Origin of the sequence: Halostagnicola larsenii XH-48, assembly GCF_000517625.1 — an archaeon.
Lineage (GTDB): Archaea > Halobacteriota > Halobacteria > Halobacteriales > Natrialbaceae > Halostagnicola > Halostagnicola larsenii.
The window spans coordinates 2550126-2570619 of record NZ_CP007055.1 but is presented as its reverse complement, the minus strand read 5'-3'; the positions used below and the strand labels follow the sequence as shown (position 1 = coordinate 2570619).

Below are 20494 nucleotides of genomic sequence, written 5' to 3'. Positions count from 1 at the left end.
GTAAATAGTTACCGCTCACCGAGGTATCGGTACCGAGGCGTGTAGTGCGTCCCTGAGGGAGCGTTCGACGGCGCTCACGAGAACTTCTCGAGCAGTCGGTCGTAGAAGACGGCGTCGCTCTCGTCGGCTAACTTCTCGACGATTAGTTCCGGCGTCGAGCGCGCGAGGTGGTCTTTGATTGGCGAGCGGTTGACCTCGAGTTCGCCGTCGACGAGTCCCACGGCTTCGATGCCGTCGACGGACACGTCGTAGATCGCCATCTCGCGGATTTCTCCCGCGAGGTGTGAGACGAACACCGCCGTCGCCCCGTTTTCCGATAACGCCTCGAGGATGCCCGCGATGATCTTCGCCGACGCGCCGGGTTCGGTGATGCTCTCGAGTTCGTCGACCAGCACCAGCGACCCCGCCCCGCCGTCGGCCAGATCGGCGAACTGCCTGACCGTCGACTCGAACGCGCCCGCGTCGAGCGTCCCCTGGGTCTTGGCGTGGTAGTGAAGCGACTCGAAGCGCTCGAGTCGAACCCGATCAGCCGGCACCGGCAGCCCCATGTGCGCCAGCACGACGACACCGGCGACCAGATCGAGCGTCGACGTCTTCCCGCCGCTGTTGACACCCGACAGGAGCGCGACGCCAGAGACGCCGTAGTCGACCGGTTCGATCGCCTCGAGCGGTTCCGAAAGCAACGGCGATCGGCCGCCATCGATCTCGAATCCGCGACCGCCGGCCGATCCGTTCGCGTTCGCTAAATCCGCCGATCCTGCTGACCCGCCGACGAACTCCGGCATCGTACACTCGAAATCGCGCGCAAAGCGAGCGATGGCGAGTTCGACATCGAGTTCGAGGGCGTTCCGAACGAGGTTCTCCGCTGTCGCACGTTGATCAGCCAGGTCAGCCGCCAGGTCGCGCTTCAGTCGCGTCTCGCGGCGTTCTCTGGTCGCCGTGAGCTCCTCTCGAAGTCGAGTGACGGTATCTTCGTCGCGTTCGACCGGAAACGTCGGTTCGTCTCCGAACGTCCGGCGTGCGAGTTCGGCTTCGCCGGCGTCGAGATCGAGCGCGTCGATCAGGTGCTCGCGGGCGGCTTCGACGGCCCGTGCGTACTCGTCGGCGAGTTCTCGAGAGAGCAACGAGTCGACGCCCGCACCCTGTTCGACCAGCGAGAGCAGATCCGACCCTTCGATCGTGACGTCCTGTTCGCGGATCGCTTGGCGAAGGTGATCGTTCGCGACGGATTCGGCCGCTCCGACCGCCGCCTCGAGGTCGTCGACCGCCGTCGCGAGTCGGTCCAGTTCGTCGTCGCCGGCGACGGTCCCGTCGTCGTTCACCCGGGCGAGTCCGGCTTCGAGCGCCGCGAGGTCGCAATCGGTCTCGAGATCCGCGCTGCGGTGGACGGCGATGGCAGCCTGCAAGCTGTCGCGATTGTGAGCGAAAAAGGCGATCGAGCGTTCGGGAACGATCTCCGCAGGGTTCTCGAGGGCGTCGGGCCGGACCTGTACGTCGCCGTCGACGGTGACGCCGGCGAACGCCTCGTCGATGGCGATCACCGTCGAGTAGCCCCGGGCGAGTTCGGCTAACCCCTGTGCGTCTTCGACGACCTCGACCGAGAGTTCCGGAATCGATTCGCGGGCGGCCGTATACCGCTCGGCGTCGGTCGTCGCGAGACATCGTCCGCGAACCTGGACGTCGCCGGTATCCGCGAGCGGTTCGACCCCCTCGAGGGCCTCGAGGACCGCCGGATCGGGGTCGCGCTCGATCGCCTCGCGCGCGAAGGTCTGTACCTCCTCGATCCGCGACCGACACGGGCTCGGGTAGATCGTCTCGAGACGCTGGGCTCCGTACTCCGTCACGGTGCGTTCTTTACACAGCGAGAGCACCTCGCGGTAGATCTCGCGTGCGCGCTCGGTCGCGAGGAAGCCACCGGGGTCGTCGTGTTCGCGACGGATCGCCCCGCGCGCGATCCGGGCGGCTCGTCCCTGCGTAATTCCCGGTGCCTTCGCGAGCGCCGCCACGTCGCCCGATTTCAGCGCCCGCTCGGGATCCTCGAGCGTTGCAAGCGACCGAGCCGTCTTCTCGCCGACGCCCGGAATCGTCTCGAGTTCCATCGACCGGCGTATCCCATCGAAGCGAGAAAAAACTCCCGCCCGGCCGATCGTCGGAAAGGGCGTCGTCGCTTCGGCCGCCGGGCTCTCCGTTCTGCGCTATCGGCGCTCGAGACGGCGGTACCGGCCGAAATCTCCGGATGTATCCCCCGAGAACGCGCCTTTCATTACTCGCTGGACCCGATCTGTCAGTGTGGATCTATCGATCGTCGACCTCGCGCCGATACCCGAGGACGGATCAGCAACGGACGCGTTCGAGAACACCGTCGAGCGAGCGCAAAACGCGGAGGATCTCGGTTACTCGCGGGTCTGGGTGGCCGAGCACCACGATTTCACCGACTCGCTGGCGAGTACGACACCCGAGGTGCTCATCCCGCACGTCGCCGCCAAGACCGACGAGATCCGGGTTGGCTCCGGAACGGTCCTGCTCAACCACTACAGCCCGTACAAGGTCGCGGAGACGTTCAGCGTGCTCGACGCGCTCGCTCCCGGTCGCATCGACCTCGGACTCGGTCGGGCGACCGGCAATCCGGTCAGCGACCGCGCGCTCCAGACCGACCGGAGCCAACACCGGGCGGGCTCCAACGAGGATCACCGGGAGAAGATAAACGAGGTCGCGGCTCACCTCTACGACGGGTTCCCGGACGATCACTCGTTCAGTCAGCTCGAGCTCGCCCGCGCACGCGAGACCGTTCCCGACATCTGGGTCCTCGGCTCGAGTCCCTCGAGCGCCGCCATCGCCGGCCAGCTCGGGCTCCGGTACTGCTTCGCGGCGTTCATCAGACCCGGCCCCGCGGTTCGGGCGCTCAAGGTCTACCGGGAGAACTTCGAACCGTCTTCGTTCGGTGCCGGTCCCGAGGAACCCCACGGGATGGTCGCGGCGAACGTCACCTGCGCCGAGACGGACGAGGAGGCGGCCCGGCTTCGCGCGACGACCGAGGCGACCCACCAGCGACTCCGACAGGGGACTATCGATCGCCCCCCGATCCGCTCGACGGAGGCCGCGATCGACGAACTCGGACACGTCCCGGAGCCGACCCCGACGACGATCGAACCCGGCGAGTGGCCCCGCCAGCTTTCGGGCAGTCCGTCGACCGTCCGAACGTTACTCGAACAGCTGACCGACCAGACGGGCGTCGACGAAGTCGTCATCCAGCAGCAACTCGCCACCCACGACGACGTGCTCCGATCGCACGAACTGCTCGCCGAGGCGGCGGGCCTTTCGGCGCGCTAATCGATCTTGAGCGGGTTTCGTTTTCGCCGGCCGTTCGAGTCCGCCGGTGGGATGGTGGCTGTGTATGCACCCCAAACGAACTTCGTCGTTCGGACGGTACGACGCCCATGGTTCGTCTCCCGCGATCCGGACGGAACGAGAGAGACGCGACAGCTCAGCGCCCGACGGACGGTCAACAGGGCAGTTCTTCGGCGAGTGGAGGTCTCGGTCGGAAACTCGTCCTCGCGCTCGGAATCGGCGCGCTCGTCTACCTGTTCGTTCGCCGCCGAGACCGCGACGATTCGACCCTCAAGCAACGAGTGACGGACACGCTCGAGTCGGACGAATTCGGCGATGACGGGCTCGAGGACGCACAAACGATCGAGATCGGTGAGTCGCCTTCCGAGACGGATCGGACCGGCGGGACCGATCTCGCTGTCGACGCCGACTCCGTTTCGAGGACGGAGCGCTCGGACGCCGAAATCGACGAGCGCGTCGAGCCGGATGTACAAGGAGAGCCGGCTGAGCCGGGCGAAATGTCGATAGACGAGGGCGTCGCGGCGGAAGTCACCGACGACGAATCCGACGAATCGAACGGGCGCGAGGCTGCCGACGAATCGAGGACGAAGCCGGACGAGGCGGCTGAAACTGACGGGACGAGTGACGCGGAGCAGGAAGCTGCAACTGACGACGCGACCGATACAAACGAGAAAGAGTAACCCGTCGAGACGGATGGATAGCTTCAGCCGAACTGTTTCAGCCGTGGTCGCGCGCCGGCCTGGGTGGGTTATTGAAGCGGGCGATTCGCCTCCGGGCTTGCACGTTCCGGGTCTGTCGTTATCCTGCCTGCTCGGAAAGAATGCGCATGGCACTCACACGACTGCTCGGCTCGAGAGCAACCCGGTCGCTGACGGTCCTCTCGGTCTTAGTCGAGGCGAAGCGATCGTTCGACCGCGGAAAGCGAATCCGCGGCGTACTCTTGCTCGTCGTCGCGGTCTTCGCCTGGAAGTGGGCCCTCATCGGGATGGCTGCACAGGGCGTCGTCAAACTCCTTCGCCGGGGGCGTCCGTCGGGAGCGACCCCGAACTGACCCGCGCGGCGTGACCCGAAGCGGACGAGACTTCAAAGCGGCGTTAGGCGTCGTCTCGATTCTCAGTTGCCGTCGTCGTATTCGTACTCCGTCGTCGGATCTTCGACGCCCTCGGTTCGCGAACCGACCCACGCGCCGAGCGCGAGTCCGTAGACGAGGTGTCCGGCGTGAAACAGCGCGAGTTCGTCGCTCTCGAGGCGGATATCCAGAAGCTCCCTGAGCATGATCTGGGAGCCGAACGCCGAGAGCACCATCCCGTAGATCGCCCCCCAGACCAGTCCCCGCTGTTCGGGTTCGATCGACCGTTCGGCGTCCTGAAGCGCGAAGAGACCGCCGAATACCGCGCCCGCACTCACGCCGTAGACGAGGTGCAAAACGAGCCCGGCAATCGGATGATCGTCCGGATCTCCGCCGGTTACGTACTGGCTCCAGAAGTTCGCCGACGGGGGCAGCGAGCGAAGAATGGGGAGCCGAAACGCCGTCATGATACAGGTCGCAACGAACCCAGCCTGCAGTCCGTTGGCGGAGGCGGCCGCCGCGTGTTGTGCCCGCGAGCGCGCGCCGGACTCCTCCGTTTCGGTGCTTGCCTGTCGCCTGCGTAATCGCTCGAGTACAACCATGGGAGTTCGAAACAGTCGTACACCCCATGGAAACTTAACGTCGGTGCCGGCGGGACTGTCTTTGCCGAGATATCTCGAGGGCACTGCCAGAAATTACACGAAACTCGCACTATTGTACGAATATGGGGCGGAATTAGGGAAAATCTCTCACTGAGGTGTCGTCCTTCTCGGATCTGCCTCGTTTCTATCTTTTTCTGCAGAAATATATAACACAAGCATTATACGTGTCGTGGCACACCATTTAGTCGTAATGGCGCAAGGCACTGTTGATTTCTTCAACGACACAGGCGGCTACGGTTTCATCGAGACAGAAGATGCGGACGACGACGTGTTCTTCCACATGGAAGACGTTGGCGGCCCGGACCTCGAAGAAGGTACAGAGATCGAATTCGACATCGAACAGGCACCGAAAGGTCCCCGCGCAACCAACGTCACCCGTTTGTAATACGGTCCGCGTTCAGTAGCCGGATTTTTCACTTTCTTCACGTACTCGAGAGCGACCGCTCTCGCGGTACGCTCACTTCGTCCTCGAGTCAGTGAGCCTCGAGAACAGCTGCTGCCCGTCGTCAGGGCTTCGAGAGCCACTCGCGGTGAAACTGCGTGCTCGAGCGGATATCCCGGACGTTCGTGACAAGATCGTGAGTGGACACCACTACGATTTTCACGACGGGTCACCAGTATCGGGGTATGAGTCGTTCGCGAAAGCCCGACTGGCTGAAAACGCGACCGCCGTCGGGTCGGGAGTTCGCCGATATCCGCGAGACGCTTCGGGAGCAAAACCTCCACACCGTCTGTGAGGAAGCTAACTGCCCGAATCTCGGCGAGTGCTGGTCCGGCCGCTCGAGCGGCCCGTCGGCCGATGCGAACGACCGGGGCGGCGGGACGGCGACGTTCATGCTGCTCGGTGATCGGTGCTCTCGAGGCTGTAACTTCTGTGACGTCGAAACTGGCGGGATGGAACCGCTCGATCCCGACGAACCCGAAAACGTCGCGAGCGCCGTCGCCGAAATCGGCCTCGATTACGTCGTCCTCACGAGCGTCGACCGGGACGACCTACCGGATCAGGGCGCGGGGCAGTTCGCAGAGACTATTCGCGAGATCAAACGCCGCCACCCCGGCATCCTCGTCGAAGTCCTCATCCCGGATTTCCAGGGCGAAAAACGGCTCCTCGAGAAGATCATCGACGCTGAGCCGGACGTCATCGCGCACAACGTCGAAACCGTCGAACGGCTCCAGTTCCCGGTCCGAGATCGGCGTGCGAGTTACGAACAGAGCCTCGGCGTGCTCGAGTACGTCGACCGGAACGCGGACATCTACACCAAGACCTCGATCATGCTCGGCCACGGCGAGTACGACCACGAGGTCTACCAGACGCTGGCGGATCTGCGCGAGCGCGGAGTCGATATCGTCACGCTGGGACAGTACCTCCAGCCCTCGAGGTCACACCTCGACGTGAAGCGCTACGACCACCCCGACAAGTACGAGACGTGGCGACGCGTCGCCGAGGACGAACTGGGCTATCTCTACTGCGCCAGCGGGCCGATGGTTCGCTCCTCGTACAAGGCTGGAGAGTTGTTCGTGGACGCGGTGTTGCGCGAGGGCAAGAGTATCGAACGCGCACGCGAACAGGCTCGCCAGACGCGCGCGAAGTAGCGGGCCAACAGACGCGGGTGAGAAACGCGCTCGAGAGACCAGTGCAAACGTTGGTACTCGCTGCGTGGTTCTCGTTGTGTTCTCCTGCTGTGCGGGTATTGTTCCCGAGAGTTGTTCGTCCGTCCAAAACGACGGCCGTTGTGCAGGATCTGTTACGCGGCCTCCTCCCGCTCGTCGGAAAATAAGACATTCGTCCGTCCAACACTCGGGTCGCTGAACACATCTGTACAGCAGTGGCAATTTTACACCCAAGAGTAAAGTTTATACGAAAATTCTTTATCTCGAGCGATCCTTGCTACGGGTATGCTACGGAGGTTCTTTCCATGAGTACGTTACAGCGCGATCCTCGAGAGAAGGTGCAGGTGCTCGACGATACCGGCCAACTCCTCGAGGGCGCGTCGGTGCCCGACATCTCGGCCGAGGAGATGGTCGAAATGTACGAGCAGATGCGACTGGTTCGTCACTTCGATCAGCGCGCGGTCAGTCTCCAGCGTCAGGGACGTATGGGGACGTATCCGCCGCTGTCCGGACAGGAGGGCGCACAGATCGGAAGCGCCCACGCGCTCGAGGACGACGACTGGGTGTTTCCGAGCTACCGCGAGCACGGGACGGCGCTCGTCCGCGGTACGTCCCTGAAGCGGACGATGCTGTACTGGATGGGTCACGAACGCGGAAACCGGATCTCCGAGGATTCGAACACGTTCACGGTCGCGGTTCCGATCGCGACCCAGATCCCCCACGCGACGGGTGCCGCGTGGGCGTCGAAACTCAAGGGCGAGCAGAAGGCTTTCCTCTGTTACTTCGGCGACGGAGCGACGAGCGAGGGCGACTTCCACGAGGGGCTGAACTTCGCGGGCGTCTTCGACACCCCGACGGTCTTTTTCTGTAACAACAACCAGTGGGCGATCTCGGTTCCGCGAGCGCGCCAGACCGCGAGCGCGACCCTCGCCCAGAAGGCCACCGCGTACGGCTTCGACGGCGTTCAGGTCGACGGGATGGATCCGCTGGCGGTGTACAAAGTAACCCGCGACGCCGTCGAGAAGGCGAAGGATCCGGGACAGGGCGAACTTCGACCGACGCTGATCGAGGCCGTCCAGTACCGGTTCGGCGCGCACACGACGGCCGACGATCCGTCGGTCTACCGCGACGACGACGAAGTCGAGCGCTGGAAACAGAAGGACCCGATTCCGCGCCTCGAGTCGTTCCTGCGTTCGGAAGGGATTCTCGACGACGAGCGCGTCGACGCGATCGATTCGCGCGTCGAGAGCGAGGTCGCAGATGCCATCGAGGCCGCCGAGAACGTTCGACGCCCCGACCCCGAGGAAATATTCGCCCACGTGTACGAGGGGATGCCCAAACGATTACAGGAACAGCTCGAGTGGTTCGAAACGATTCGCGAGCGCCACGGTGACGACGCGCTCTTAGAGGACTAACGATGTCAGCACAATCCACAACGGAGGCCGAGAATCTCACGCTCGTACAGGCGGTCAGGGACGGACTCTACACGGAGATGGAACGCGACGAAGACGTGCTCGTCATGGGCGAGGACGTCGGCCGAAACGGCGGCGTGTTCCGCGCGACCGAAGGGCTCTACGACGAGTTCGGCGAGAACCGGGTCATCGACACGCCGCTCGCCGAGTCCGGTATCATCGGGACGGCCATCGGGATGGCGGCCTACGGGATGCGCCCCGTCCCCGAGATGCAGTTCATGGGCTTTATCTACCCCGCGTTCGACCAGATCGTCAGTCACGCCGCGCGCCTTCGCACGCGCTCGCGCGGGCGATACACGTGTCCGATGGTCGTTCGCGCACCCTACGGCGGCGGCATTCGCGCCCCCGAACACCACTCCGAGTCGACCGAAGCGATGTTCGTCCACCAGCCCGGGCTCAAGGTCGTCATCCCGTCGACGCCCTACGACACGAAGGGGCTCCTCACGAGCGCGATCCGCGACCCTGACCCGGTCATCTTCCTCGAGCCGAAGCTCATCTACCGGGCGTTCCGCGAGGAGGTCCCCACAGAATCATACGAGGTGCCACTCGGCGAGGCCGCGGTTCGCCGCGAGGGTACCGATATCTCCGTTTTCACGTGGGGCGCGATGACCAGGCCGACTCTCGAGGCGGCCGAGAACCTCGCGGGCGAGATCGACGTCGAGGTCGTCGACCTGCGGACGATGTCTCCACTGGATACCGACACTATCGTCGACTCGTTCAAGAAGACGGGCAGGGCCGCCGTCGTTCACGAAGCACCGAAGACGGGCGGCCTCGGCGCTGAAATCGCCGCGACGATCCAGGAGGAAGCGCTGCTCTACCAGGAGGCACCGGTCGAACGCATCAGCGGCTTCGACACCCCGTTCCCGCTGTACGCGCTCGAGGACTACTACCTGCCCGAACCGGCGCGCATCGAGTCGGGCATCCGAAACGCGGTGGATTTCTGAGATGGTTCGCGAGTTCAAACTCCCCGACGTCGGCGAGGGGGTCGCCGAAGGCGAACTCGTCTCGTGGCTGGTCGAAGAAGGCGATTCGGTCTCGGAGGACCAGCCCGTCGCCGAGGTCGAGACGGACAAAGCGCTCGTCGAAGTGCCCTCGCCCGTCGACGGCTCCGTCAGGGAACTGCGCGCCGAAGCGGGCGAAATCGTCCCCGTCGGCGACGTGATCATCACGTTCGACGTCGAGGGCGAGGAACCGGCGGACGGGGCGGACGTCGAAACGGGCGACGACCGGGCCGATTCGACGTCGACTCCCGAATCCGAAACCGAATCGGCGACCCACACTGACGCCGAAGATGGACCTGCCGGTGATCCGGGTGCGACGGGAGGCGACATCGAGGAGATCGCCACGCCCGAAGGACGAGTGTTCGCGCCCCCGCGAGTGCGACGCATAGCGCGCGAAGAAGGCGTCGACCTCGAGTCCATTCAGGGGAGCGGTCCAGGCGGGCGGATCACCGACGGGGACGTTCGAGCGGCCGCCGACGAACGATCGGATTCCGACACTCCGGACGAGCGTTCGACAGCGTCACCCGACGAATCGGCCTCGAGCGCCGATTCCGGGAGCGAATCCACCGCTTCGGACTCGAGTGGAGCCATGGAACCGGCCGATAGGGCGACTCAGCCGCGGGAAAAGCTCGAGTCAGCTGATCGGGATCGAACGCTCGCGGCACCCGCGACGCGGCGGCTCGCCGAGGAAGAAGGGATCGACATCGATACCGTTCCCACGGACGAGACGCGGGACGGCAAGCCGTTCGTGACTCCGGAGGCGGTAACGGAGTACGCGACGATGCAGCGAGAGGCCCAGGAAGCCGACGCGGCCGCCGTCTCTTCGAGCGCCGGCGGGTTCGAGGGTGAACGCGAGCGCCGAGAGCCGTTCAAAGGCGTCCGAAAAGCCATCGCCGACGCGATGGTCGAATCGAAGTACAGCGCGCCGCACGTCACCCACCACGACGAGGTCGATGTCACCGACCTCGTCGAACTCCGGGAGCGACTCAAACCCCGCGCCGCGGAGGAAGGGATCAAACTGACGTACATGCCCTTTATCACGAAAGCCGTCGTCGCCGCTCTCGAGGAGTTCCCCGAGATGAACGCGGTGATCGACGAGGACAACGAGGAAATCGTCTACCGGAACTACTACAACATCGGCGTCGCCACGGCGACCGACGTCGGTTTGATGGTCCCCGTCGTCGAAGATGCGGACGGGAAAGGGCTGCTACAGATCGCCTCCGAGACGAACGAACTCGTCCAGAAGGCTCGAGAGCGGTCGATCTCTCCCGAGGAACTGCGGGGATCGACGTTCACGATCACGAACGTCGGCGGCATCGGCGGCGAGTACGCGACGCCGATCCTCAACTATCCCGAGTCGGGGATCCTCGCGATCGGCGAGATCAAGCGCAAGCCTCGCGTCGTCACCGACGAAGACGGCACCGAATCGATCGAACCGCGCTCGATCATGACCCTGTCGCTGTCGTTCGATCACCGTCTGATCGACGGCGCGGTCGGCGCGCGGTTTACGAACGCGCTGATGGAGTACCTCGAGGACCCCGAACTGCTCTTGTTGCAGTAGGGGCTCGCGGATTTCCGACTGCTACTGTTGAAGTAGCGGGCGGGCGAACGGACTCACGAGCGAACACGGAGACTCACTACAATGGTCGTTGGAGATGTCACAACTGGCACGGACGTACTGGTAATCGGCGCTGGACCCGCGGGCTACGTGGCCGCGATCCGTGCCGGACAACTGGACCTCGACGTGACGCTCGTCGAGCGGGACGCCTACGGCGGGACCTGTCTGAACCACGGCTGTATCCCCTCGAAGGCGCTTATTTCGGCGACGAACGTCGCCCACGAGGCGAGCCACGCCGAAGAGATGGGCATCCACGCCAATCCCGCGATCGACCTCTCGGGAATGATGAACTGGAAGGACGGCGTCGTCGACCAGCTCACAGGCGGGGTCGAAAAACTCTGCAAGGCGAACCAGGTCAACTTACTCGAGGGAACCGCCCGGTTCGACGGCGAGAACACGGTCCGGGTCTCTCACGACGGTGAAGGTCAGGGCAGCGAGACCCTCGAGTTCGAGGACGCGATCATCGCAACCGGATCGCGCCCCATCGAGATCCCCGGCTTCGAGTACGGCGACGAACCCGTCCTCGACTCGCGGCAGGCGCTCGCGCTCGAGTCAGTCCCCGAGTCGCTGGTCATCGTCGGCGCGGGCTACATCGGGATGGAACTGGCCGGCGTCTTCGCGAAACTCGGCACCGACGTGACGGTCCTCGAGATGCTCGAGGACGCCCTGCCGGGCTACGACGATGACCTCTCGCGTCCCGTTCGCAAGCGCGCGGAATCACTCGGCGTCGACTTCGAGTTCGGCTACACCGCCGCCGAGTGGCACGACATAGAGGACGGCGACGGAATCCGCGTCGTCGCCGACCCCGTCGCGGAACCGGCGACCGACGGCGGCGAGTTAGAAACCGCCGACGCGGAGTCGCTCGAACTCGACGCCGAGAAGGTGCTCGTCGCAGTCGGCCGCAAACCGGTCTCGGATACGCTCGACCTCGAGGCTGCCGGTATCGAGACCGACGAACGAGGGTTCATCCCGACGGACGATCGCGCTCGGACGAACCGAGAGCACGTCTTTGCCGTCGGCGACGTCGCCGGGGAACCCATGCTCGCTCACAAGGGATCGATGGAGGGGCAAGTCGCCGCCGAAGTGATCGCCGGCGAACCCTCGGCGATCGACTATCAGGCGATGCCCGCCGCCGTGTTCACCGAACCCGAGATCGGAACCGTCGGACTGACCGAGGACGAAGCGTCCGAACAGGGATTCGAGCCTCTCGTCGGCGAATTCCCGCTTCGTGCGAGCGGTCGAGCCCTGACGATGAACGAATCCGACGGCTTCGTTCGCATCGTCGCCGACGAGGAGGCCGGATTCATCCTCGGCGCACAGATCGTCGCTCCCGAGGCCTCCGAACTGATCGCAGAACTCGGCCTCGCGATCGAACTCGGCGCGACGCTCGAGGACATCGCTCGAACGGTACATACCCATCCGACGCTCTCAGAATCCGTGATGGAGGCCGCCGAAAACGCGCTCGGCCAAGCGATCCACACGCTCAACCGGTAGATCCATAACGGTCTCTTCTCGTCCACCTTCCGTTTTTCTCGGTGCTATCGGATTATCGAGCCGAGCGTACGGTGGCGACTGCGATCGTCTCCGAACAGGCGATGGAACTCGAGGGGTTACGAACTCACCACAAAAACGGATACGAGGGGCGATTCTCGTCTTCGTGTCGGCTACTGGACGTACAGCGAGTACGCGATGATCGAGAACCCGAGCAACACCAGGAGGCTCTCGACGAGGATTCCGAGCGTCAGGTCCACGTTAAACACTTCGTGGACCATCCCCGCGAGGACGAACCCAAGCGTTACGATCGCGAACCCGGACGTGAGATATCCGAGTGCAGGTTGACGCGTTCTCCGATACGCCTTGAACGCGAAGTACGTGATTATGCTCCCAACAACGAGTAATAACGTTTTAACGACCATCAACGCCATCGCGGCGGTGGTCGGTTCGATAAGTTCCGTGCTCATGTTTCCTTTCGCACCTCCGACCACAGTTCTGCGAGCCGCTCGTCTGCCGTCCGGGCCGGCCGTTCGATCCGGACTGCAAGCGAACGGTCGTCCTCGAGAACGAGGGTAATCTCCTCGAACGCGACCGAGTACTTGCTCGCGTGGTGGCCATCGCGTCGAATCTCGGTCGACTCCTCGAGCAACGTTGCATCGGTGAGTAACTCGAGTTTCCGGTACAGCGTCGATTGTGGAATCTCACACCGATTCGTGAGCTCGGACGCCGTCAGCGGTTCCTCGAGACTCCGGATAATCTCCCGACAGTCGGGGTCGTCGAGCGCAGCGCAGATCTCTTCGGCCGAGGGCATCGACTCCGAAGCGGTCGGGTCCCGGACCATTCGCTTTTCCCTAGCCACCCCCACGGTTTATTCGCATCGATGCTGATCCCCATTTACGTCTTCTGGCCGCTCACGCGCGAACATATTCGCTTTCGCTTCGCCGAGAACCATACACGATGCGTCCATCTTCGTGGTATGCACGACATGCGAAAGAAAGAGTTCTTGCGTGCAGACTCGAATACCAACTCGCGCGGGTATCATCCGGTCAGACCGTGTCTGCAAGGACGGAATGAGCGACCGACCTCCGCCCGCGCGATATCGTTGTATCTCTTTCTCGAGCGGATGCTCCGTTTCGGCATCGGTCCTATTTATTACTGTCAGCGGAGTAATCGATGGGTGGAAAACCGTGGCATGGTAGCGGGTTGCGGGGCGGGGTTGGTTCGACGGTCTTTTATGTGGATGTCTCTTCGGATTGAATGCAATCGACGTGACGCGGGATGTCGCGTCCCCTCTGGCTGTGTTCCAGCACGGAGGGTAGTTCGTTCACGTGCGTACCTGTTCTCGACCGGGATGGTCTTGGTCGGGGTGAAGACGATGGCCTTATATGGGGCGATGGTCTTCGATTGGGTACGTGGATACCGGCGCCGGGATGTGGTTTTCGGCGTGGGTGTAATCCGACGGCCTTATTAGGATAGGTCGGTTCGGATGTGAACGTAGCGAACACGTGGCCGGTGGGCTGATATGGTCGGCTTGCCGGGTTGGACGGTCATGGTCCGAAGGGGTTTTGTACCCTTGAGGGCGTATGATTGAGTCCGAAGGAAATGAGGATCCTACCCCTGCGGTCCGCCGTTAAGATGGGATCTGATGTTAGCTTTGACAGTTCGGTGACGCTCGATCGGTCGGCGATGAGGTCGTCGAACTGTGGACCACGCAATGTGTGAGTGTGTTTTAACATTCACCGCCAAACCCCCCTGTTTTACAGGGGATTTAGCATTCCGGTTGATCCTGCCGGAGGTCATTGCTATTGGAGTCCGATTTAGCCATGCTAGTTGTACGAGTTGAGACTCGTAGCAGATAGCTCAGTAACACGTGGCCAAACTACCCTATCGAGCACGATACTCTCGGGAAACTGAGGCTAATAGTGCATACGACTTGGTGCCTGGAGTGGCGCGAGTCAGAAATGCTCAGGCGCGATAGGATGTGGCTGCGGCCGATTAGGTAGACGGTGGGGTAACGGCCCACCGTGCCAATAATCGGTACGGGTTGTGAGAGCAAGAGCCCGGAGACGGTATCTGAGACAAGATACCGGGCCCTACGGGGCGCAGCAGGCGCGAAACCTTTACACTGCACGCGAGTGCGATAAGGGGACTCCAAGTGCGAGGGCATATAGTCCTCGCTTTTTCCGACCGTAGGATGGTCGGCGAATAAGTGCTGGGCAAGACCGGTGCCAGCCGCCGCGGTAATACCGGCAGCACGAGTGATGACCGCTATTATTGGGCCTAAAGCGTCCGTAGCTGGCCACGCAAGTCCATCGGGAAATCTCTCCGCTCAACGGAGAGGCGTCCGGTGGAAACTGTGTGGCTTGGGACCGGAAGATCCAGAGGGTACGTCTGGGGTAGGAGTGAAATCCCGTAATCCGAGACGGACCACCGGTGGCGAAAGCGCTCTGGAAAGACGGATCCGACGGTGAGGGACGAAAGCTCGGGTCACGAACCGGATTAGATACCCGGGTAGTCCGAGCTGTAAACGATGTCTGCTAGGTGTGACACAGGCTACGAGCCTGTGTTGTGCCGTAGGGAAGCCGTGAAGCAGACCGCCTGGGAAGTACGTCTGCAAGGATGAAACTTAAAGGAATTGGCGGGGGAGCACTACAACCGGAGGAGCCTGCGGTTTAATTGGACTCAACGCCGGACATCTCACCAGCATCGACAGTGTGCAGTGAAAGTCAGTGTGATGAGCTTACTGGAGCCACTGAGAGGAGGTGCATGGCCGCCGTCAGCTCGTACCGTGAGGCGTCCTGTTAAGTCAGGCAACGAGCGAGACCCGCACCCTTAATTGCCAGCAACACCCTTGAGGTGGTTGGGTACATTAAGAGGACTGCCAGTGCCAAACTGGAGGAAGGAACGGGCAACGGTAGGTCAGTATGCCCCGAATGTGCTGGGCTACACGCGGGCTACAATGGTCGAGACAGTGGGATGCTACGCCGAGAGGCGACGCTAATCTCCGAAACTCGATCGTAGTTCGGATTGCGGGCTGAAACTCGCCCGCATGAAGCTGGATTCGGTAGTAATCGCGCCTCAGAAGGGCGCGGTGAATACGTCCCTGCTCCTTGCACACACCGCCCGTCAAAGCACCCGAGTGAGGTCCGGATGAGGCCGGCATTCGCCGGTCGAATCTGGGCTTCGCAAGGGGGCTTAAGTCGTAACAAGGTAGCCGTAGGGGAATCTGCGGCTGGATCACCTCCACAGACCGGGACCGGGGCGACGCCCCGGCCCACAGCAGTAGTCGTGCGTCCACAGTTCGGACCAGCGTTCGGCCGAGCGAGCACCTTAGAACTGTCAAAGCTAACACTCCGTTTGATCCCCGATCGCGTCGTTGACGAGATCGGGGTGGGCCCATAGCTCAGTGGTAGAGTGCCTCCTTTGCAAGGAGGATGCCCAGGGTTCGAATCCCTGTGGGTCCATGACTCGGGTTAGGTCGAAGCGAATCGTGCCCCTTAAGTGGGAGACGGCGCTTTGATCTAATCCGAAGCACAAACCGATGCACCACCCCGCGCAAGCGTGGGTGGGAAGGGTTAATGCAGGCCCGCTGTCTACGGGCGTGCAGATGAGACCGTGTGTACGTGTAGTCCAGGCGTCCACTGGACCCGTTCCCGGGTCACTACTGATCCGAAAGAACGTGGCTACTGTGCCAGCTGGTGGATCGCTCGGCTCAAGAGCTGAAGAAGGACGTGCCAAGCTGCGATAAGCCTGCGGGACCCGCACGGAGGGGAAGAACGCAGGATTTCCGAATGGGAATCCCCACCGCAATTGCTTCGCGCAATGGGGAACGTCGAGAATTGAAACATCTTAGTATCGACAGGAAAAGAAAGCAACTCGCGATGTCGTTAGTAACGGCGAGTGAACCCGACACAGTCCAAACCGAAGCCTTCACGGGCAATGTGGTGTTCGGACTGACAATCAGCATCAGACCATCTACAAGAAATCTCCTGGAACGGAGTACGAAACAGGGTGACAGTCCCGTACTGTAGATCAGTATGATGTGCGTCAGCTCCAGAGTAGCGGGGATTGGATATTCCTCGTGAATGTTGCGGGCATTGACCGCAAAGACTCAATACTCCTTGAGACCGATAGCGAACAAGTAGCGTGAGCGAACGCTGAAAAGCACCCCAAGAAGGGAGGTGTAATAGGGCGTGAAATCAGTTGGCGATAGAACGACAGGGCACGAAAGGTCCGACACATAATGAATCAGGTGCGAACCTGTAGTAAGCTGTGTTGGAAGCCGGTGTTCTGTCGTACGTTTTGAAAAACGAACCAGAGAGTGTGTCTGTTCGACGAGTCTAACCTGCTTATCAGGGAAGGCATAGGGAAACCGATATGACCGCAGTGCTTTGCACCAGGGTCACCGTGTTCAAGCGCGGGGAGTCGACCGGACACGACCCGAAACCGGACGATCTACGCATGAGCAGGGCGAAGCGTGCCGAAAGGCACGTGGAGGCCCGTTAGAGTTGGTGTCCTACAATACCCTCTCGTGACTTATGTGTAGGGGTGAAAGGCCCATCGAGTTCGGAAACAGCTGGTTCCAACCGAAACATGTCGAAGCATGACCTTCACCGAGGTAGTTCGTGGGGTAGAGCGACGGATTGGGAGACCGGCCTCCGAGAGGAGTTCGCCTCCCTGTCCAACTCCGAACCTACGAACGCTGTTGACGTGAGGAGACCGGTGCGCGGGGTAAGCCTGTGTACCGTAAGGGAGACAACCCAGAGCTGGGTTAAGGTCCCCAAGTGTGGACTAAGTGCGATCGAAAGTGGTGCCGAGCCCTAGACAGCCGGGAGGTGAGCTTAGAAGCAGCTACCCTCTAAGAAAAGCGTAACAGCTTACCGGCCGAGGTTCGGCGCGCTGAAAATGATCGGGGCTCAAGTCCACCACCGAGACCGAGCGACACACCTTACAGGTGTGATTCCGTAGGTTGGCATACTGTTCGGGTGGAAGCATGGGAGAGATCTCGTGTGGACCGTGCAGTAACGAAAATTCTGGTCATAGTAGCAGCGTTAGTCGGGTGAGAACCCCGACGGCCGAACGAGTAAGGGTTCCTCAGCAATGCTGATCAGCTGAGGGTTAGCCGGTCCTAAGTCTCACCGCAGTTCGAATGAGACAAAAGGGAAATAGGTTAATATTCCTATGCCAGTGTGAATTAAAAGTCGACGCTTTGGAGCCGCCCAGGCCGGGCATTCGCCCGGTGTAACCATCGAACTTCGTGGAAGCCGTAATGGCACGAAGCGGAAGAATGGTGGGATGCCGCAAGCTGGGTCAATCTGGAGCCCGTGAAAAGACGATCACACTGTCCGTACCGAGATCCGACACAGGTACTCGTGGCGGCGAAAGCCAAGGTCTGTCGGGATCAACCGACGTTAGGGAATTCGGCAAGTTAGTCCCGTACGTTCGCAATAAGGGATGCCTGCCTCGGAGAGAGGCAGGTCGCAGTGACTCGGGCGCTCCGACTGTCTAGTAACAACATAGGTGACCGCAAATCCGCAAGGACTCGTACGGTCACTGAATCCTGCCCAGTGCGGGTATCTGAACACTCAGTACAATGAGACGAAGGACCCGTTAACGGCGGGGGTAACTATGACCCTCTTAAGGTAGCGTAGTACCTTGCCGCTTTAGTAGCGGCTTGCATGAATGGATCAACGAGAGCGCCACTGTCCCAACGTTGGGCCCGGTGAACTGTACATTCCAGTGCGGAGTCTGGAGACCCCCAAGGGGAAGCGAAGACCCTATAGAGCTTTACTGCAGGCTGTCGCTGAGACGTGGTCGCCATTGTGCAGCATAGGTAGGAGCCGTTACACAGGTACCCGCGCTAGCGGGCCACCGAGGCATCATTGAAATACTACCCGATGGTGACTGCGACTCTCACTCCTGGCGGAGGACACCGGTAGCCGGGCAGTTTGACTGGGGCGGTACGCGCTTGAAAAGATATCGAGCGCGCCCCAAGGTTTCCTCACTCGGGTCGGAGACCCGAGTAAGAGTGCAAGAGCATAAGGAAGCCTGACAGTGTCGAGCACAACAATCGACGCTGACGCGAAAGCGTGGTCTAGCGAACCAATTAGCCTGCTTAATGCGGGCAATTGCTGACAGAAAAGCTACCTTAGGGATAACAGAGTCGTCACCCGCAAGAGCACATATCGACCGGGTGGCTTGCTACCTCGATGTCGGTTCCCTCCATCCTGCCCGTGCAGAAGCGGGCAAGGGTGAGGTTGTTCGCCTATTAAAGGAGGTCGTGAGCTGGGTTTAGACCGTCGTGAGACAGGTCGGCTGCTATCTATTGGGGGTGTTACGGTATCTGACGAGAACGTTCGTATAGTACGAGAGGAACTACGAATGGGTGCCACTGGTGTACCAGTTGTTCGAGAGAGCACGTGCTGGGCAGCCACGCACCACGGGGTAAGAGCTGAACGCATCTAAGCTCGAAACCCACTTGAAAAAGAGATACCATCTGAGATCACTCGTAGAAGACGAGTTCGATAGACTCGGGGTGTACGCACCAAGGCAACGAGGTGTTGAGCCCGCGAGCACTAACCGATCGAGCCACCATTCATACGCATTTGGATCATGTACGGACCCGGAAACGGGTCCAGGCGTGAACTGGACTACACGTACACACGGTTCGGCACCGCAACCGAGACTGGCGTCACACGCTCACGCGAGCGTGTGTGGACGGTTCGATTCCGTTAATCGGCATTAAGGCGGCCATAGCGGCGGGGTTCCTCCCGTACCCATCCCGAACACGGAAGATAAGCCCGCCTGCGTTTCGGTCAGTACTGGAGTGGGAGACCCTCTGGGAAATCCGATTCGCCGCCCCTTTTCATACCTTATACCCCTCATCCAGCGCCCGCTGGGTGGGGGGTTTTCGTCTTTCTTATGGGTTTGTGAGTGGGGTGTAGTGTGGTCGCCGACCGTAACCGTTATGCGCGCAACTCGTCTACGCTTATCTGCGCCAAGGTGGCAGAGTCCGGCCGAACGCAGCGGCCTGCAGAGCCGCCCACCGCCGGTTCAAATCCGGCCCTTGGCTTACGTCAACCCCTTCACAACCTACCTAGGTTGAAGGCATTCAGGTGAATTATACACCTGAGACTACACGTTTTCATAACTTCAGAGAGTGTTCTGAATCATACACGCGATAGTGACAGCTAACGTGGTGTGCTGTCGCTTGAAAGTCGATCGTATTCCGATTCGGCTCTATCGGAACTGTTCAGTACAGTGTGAGCAGTTGAACCTCGAGAACGAGACACCCGACATCGTATGCGCGACCAGCCCTGCAACAACTGGATGTCGAGACCGATCGTCTACAGCGATGTGGCGCGGACCATCCTAACGCTGCTTACATAATACTCCTTGAATAGGTCAGTGTACCCCTGCTTAGCGCATCGAAACGATGCAGGTGTTGCTCGCTGGTGGAGTGCAGTCGGTAAAAACGTATTATACGTTCTTTCTCCTAAATCAGACATCGGTAAAAACATATTACCCGATGTTGCGCCACTCCAGATTGCTGAATAGGTAGGAATGTTGTTAAACAGTGTCGAACGGTGGAAACGTAGACCTTTCGAGCGAGCAGTGGACGAAGCACAACCAAACGAAGCCGTTTGTTCTACAGGTGAGACGACGGCATGCGACGAGAACAGTCACAACACCGCGACATGTGTGGCTGCGAGCTCGTTGGGTTCTCGAGGTATTCGCTGACGGGGAGATCACCCGATGGCTGCGGTTGGTCTCCGAGATGGCCATGGGTCGTTTTTCTCTGGGGTGTGTGACTTCCCTGCGTTCGAATCATGTTACGCTTTGCTCCTTGTGTAGTACTCGGAGAAAGCGGGTCGGGCGGATTTGAACATACGGTCGGACGTGCTCGTGGTTCGAGAGAGTTCCACTCTCTCGTCATCAAGCGAACGCTTCGCGTTTGCGGACATTGCGAATTCTGACGGAATATCCATCCCGCTTAGCTTCGATTCGCTCAGTCACGGACGACGCTTCGCGTCTTCCGAACGACTTCGCTGCGCGCGACCTCCCTACATTCAAATCGAGTTGGGTCCAGTACCTGTCGCTCGCAGGTTTGCTCGTGGCGAGAATACGGGCCGGGCGCGATTTGAACACGCGACCGTCTGGTTAAAAGCCAGACGCTCTGCCAAACTGAGCTACCGGCCCCGTGTTTGGTAGTATCGGCG

At 61.1% G+C, this 20494-nt stretch carries 13 protein-coding genes, 3 tRNA genes and 3 rRNA genes; 14 read left to right on the top strand and 5 right to left on the bottom strand.

Annotated features, from left to right (window positions below; translation table 11 throughout):
* Nucleotides 1-74: 74 nt before the first annotated feature.
* Nucleotides 75-2099, bottom strand: coding sequence for a helix-hairpin-helix domain-containing protein (locus HALLA_RS12995; protein WP_049953757.1), 2025 nt, complete (start codon nucleotides 2097-2099; stop codon nucleotides 75-77).
* A gap of 190 nt (nucleotides 2100-2289) precedes the next feature.
* Between HALLA_RS12995 and HALLA_RS12990 the strand changes: the two genes are divergently transcribed.
* The 3 genes from HALLA_RS12990 to HALLA_RS12980 all read left to right on the top strand — a co-directional run bounded on the left by HALLA_RS12990 (nucleotide 2290) and on the right by HALLA_RS12980 (nucleotide 4399).
* A complete protein-coding gene (locus HALLA_RS12990; protein WP_049953756.1) occupies nucleotides 2290-3330 on the top strand; it encodes an LLM class flavin-dependent oxidoreductase in 1041 nt (346 codons plus the stop codon).
* A gap of 107 nt (nucleotides 3331-3437) precedes the next feature.
* A complete protein-coding gene (locus tag HALLA_RS12985; RefSeq protein WP_049953755.1) occupies nucleotides 3438-4028 on the top strand; it encodes a hypothetical protein in 591 nt (196 codons plus the stop codon).
* 146 nt (nucleotides 4029-4174) lie between these two features.
* A complete protein-coding gene (locus HALLA_RS12980) occupies nucleotides 4175-4399 on the top strand; it encodes a hypothetical protein (RefSeq protein ID WP_049953754.1) in 225 nt (74 codons plus the stop codon).
* A 62-nt stretch (nucleotides 4400-4461) separates the two neighbouring features.
* Here HALLA_RS12980 and HALLA_RS12975 read toward each other — a convergent pair whose 3' ends face one another.
* Complete coding sequence (locus HALLA_RS12975) at nucleotides 4462-5019, bottom strand: DUF6789 family protein (protein WP_049953753.1); 558 nt, start codon at nucleotides 5017-5019, stop codon at nucleotides 4462-4464.
* A 250-nt stretch (nucleotides 5020-5269) separates the two neighbouring features.
* On the opposite strand from HALLA_RS12975, the gene HALLA_RS12970 reads away from it, so the two are divergent.
* From HALLA_RS12970 to lpdA, 6 genes are all read left to right on the top strand, one after another.
* Nucleotides 5270-5464, top strand: coding sequence for a cold-shock protein (locus HALLA_RS12970; protein ID WP_049953752.1), 195 nt, complete (start codon nucleotides 5270-5272; stop codon nucleotides 5462-5464).
* 242 nt (nucleotides 5465-5706) lie between these two features.
* Nucleotides 5707-6672, top strand: a complete 966-nt coding sequence (lipA, locus tag HALLA_RS12965; RefSeq protein ID WP_049953751.1) for a lipoyl synthase — start codon at nucleotides 5707-5709, stop codon at nucleotides 6670-6672.
* A gap of 323 nt (nucleotides 6673-6995) precedes the next feature.
* The gene (gene pdhA, locus HALLA_RS12960) at nucleotides 6996-8105 is read left to right on the top strand and encodes a pyruvate dehydrogenase (acetyl-transferring) E1 component subunit alpha (protein WP_049953750.1); all 1110 of its coding nucleotides are present in this window, start codon (nucleotides 6996-6998) and stop codon (nucleotides 8103-8105) included.
* A 2-nt stretch (nucleotides 8106-8107) separates the two neighbouring features.
* Entirely contained in the window at nucleotides 8108-9106 is a 999-nt protein-coding gene (locus HALLA_RS12955; protein WP_049953749.1) for an alpha-ketoacid dehydrogenase subunit beta, read from the top strand.
* A gap of 1 nt (nucleotide 9107) precedes the next feature.
* On the top strand, nucleotides 9108-10724 hold the full coding sequence (locus HALLA_RS12950) for a dihydrolipoamide acetyltransferase family protein (RefSeq protein ID WP_049953748.1): 1617 nt from the start codon (nucleotides 9108-9110) through the stop codon (nucleotides 10722-10724).
* An 81-nt stretch (nucleotides 10725-10805) separates the two neighbouring features.
* Nucleotides 10806-12275 carry a dihydrolipoyl dehydrogenase gene (gene lpdA / locus HALLA_RS12945; RefSeq protein ID WP_049953747.1) on the top strand — a complete coding sequence of 490 codons (1470 nt, stop codon included), beginning with the start codon at nucleotides 10806-10808 and terminating at the stop codon, nucleotides 12273-12275.
* A gap of 170 nt (nucleotides 12276-12445) precedes the next feature.
* On the opposite strand, the gene HALLA_RS12940 is transcribed toward lpdA, so the two are convergent.
* Nucleotides 12446-12742 (bottom strand): DUF7521 family protein, encoded by a 297-nt coding sequence (locus HALLA_RS12940; protein WP_049953746.1) that lies wholly within the window; start codon nucleotides 12740-12742, stop codon nucleotides 12446-12448.
* Nucleotides 12739-13116 carry a winged helix-turn-helix domain-containing protein gene (locus HALLA_RS12935; RefSeq protein ID WP_049953745.1) on the bottom strand — a complete coding sequence of 126 codons (378 nt, stop codon included), beginning with the start codon at nucleotides 13114-13116 and terminating at the stop codon, nucleotides 12739-12741. Before HALLA_RS12935 ends, HALLA_RS12940 begins: the two co-directional genes overlap by 4 nt.
* Nucleotides 13117-14048: 932 nt before the next feature.
* Here HALLA_RS12935 and HALLA_RS12930 point away from each other — a divergent pair.
* From HALLA_RS12930 to HALLA_RS12910, 5 genes are all read left to right on the top strand, one after another.
* A 16S ribosomal RNA gene (locus HALLA_RS12930) occupies nucleotides 14049-15521 on the top strand.
* Nucleotides 15522-15667: 146 nt separating this feature from the next.
* Nucleotides 15668-15739, top strand: a tRNA-Ala gene (locus HALLA_RS12925).
* A gap of 210 nt (nucleotides 15740-15949) precedes the next feature.
* A 23S ribosomal RNA gene (locus HALLA_RS12920) occupies nucleotides 15950-18872 on the top strand.
* Between the two features lie 145 nt (nucleotides 18873-19017).
* Nucleotides 19018-19139 (top strand): 5S ribosomal RNA (gene rrf, locus HALLA_RS12915).
* The 16S, 23S and 5S rRNA genes sit together here with 2 tRNA genes alongside, the layout of an rRNA operon.
* A 132-nt stretch (nucleotides 19140-19271) precedes the next feature.
* Nucleotides 19272-19347, top strand: a tRNA-Cys gene (locus tag HALLA_RS12910).
* Nucleotides 19348-20400: 1053 nt separating this feature from the next.
* Here the strand turns inward: HALLA_RS12910 and HALLA_RS12905 are convergent.
* A tRNA-Lys gene (locus HALLA_RS12905) sits at nucleotides 20401-20474 on the bottom strand.
* Nucleotides 20475-20494 lie beyond the last annotated feature (20 nt).

Coding starts and splice junctions, on each gene's coding strand:
- HALLA_RS12995 (WP_049953757.1), bottom strand. CDS start 2,099: ATGGAACTCGAGACGATTCCGGGCGTCGGCGAGAAGACGGCTCGGTCG.
- HALLA_RS12970 (WP_049953752.1), top strand. CDS start 5,270: ATGGCGCAAGGCACTGTTGATTTCTTCAACGACACAGGCGGCTACGGT.
- HALLA_RS12940 (WP_049953746.1), bottom strand. CDS start 12,742: ATGAGCACGGAACTTATCGAACCGACCACCGCCGCGATGGCGTTGATG.
- lipA (WP_049953751.1), top strand. CDS start 5,707: ATGAGTCGTTCGCGAAAGCCCGACTGGCTGAAAACGCGACCGCCGTCG.
- pdhA (WP_049953750.1), top strand. CDS start 6,996: ATGAGTACGTTACAGCGCGATCCTCGAGAGAAGGTGCAGGTGCTCGAC.
- lpdA (WP_049953747.1), top strand. CDS start 10,806: ATGGTCGTTGGAGATGTCACAACTGGCACGGACGTACTGGTAATCGGC.
- HALLA_RS12950 (WP_049953748.1), top strand. CDS start 9,108: ATGGTTCGCGAGTTCAAACTCCCCGACGTCGGCGAGGGGGTCGCCGAA.
- HALLA_RS12935 (WP_049953745.1), bottom strand. CDS start 13,116: ATGGTCCGGGACCCGACCGCTTCGGAGTCGATGCCCTCGGCCGAAGAG.
- HALLA_RS12975 (WP_049953753.1), bottom strand. CDS start 5,019: ATGGTTGTACTCGAGCGATTACGCAGGCGACAGGCAAGCACCGAAACG.
- HALLA_RS12980 (WP_049953754.1), top strand. CDS start 4,175: ATGGCACTCACACGACTGCTCGGCTCGAGAGCAACCCGGTCGCTGACG.
- HALLA_RS12985 (WP_049953755.1), top strand. CDS start 3,438: ATGGTTCGTCTCCCGCGATCCGGACGGAACGAGAGAGACGCGACAGCT.
- HALLA_RS12955 (WP_049953749.1), top strand. CDS start 8,108: ATGTCAGCACAATCCACAACGGAGGCCGAGAATCTCACGCTCGTACAG.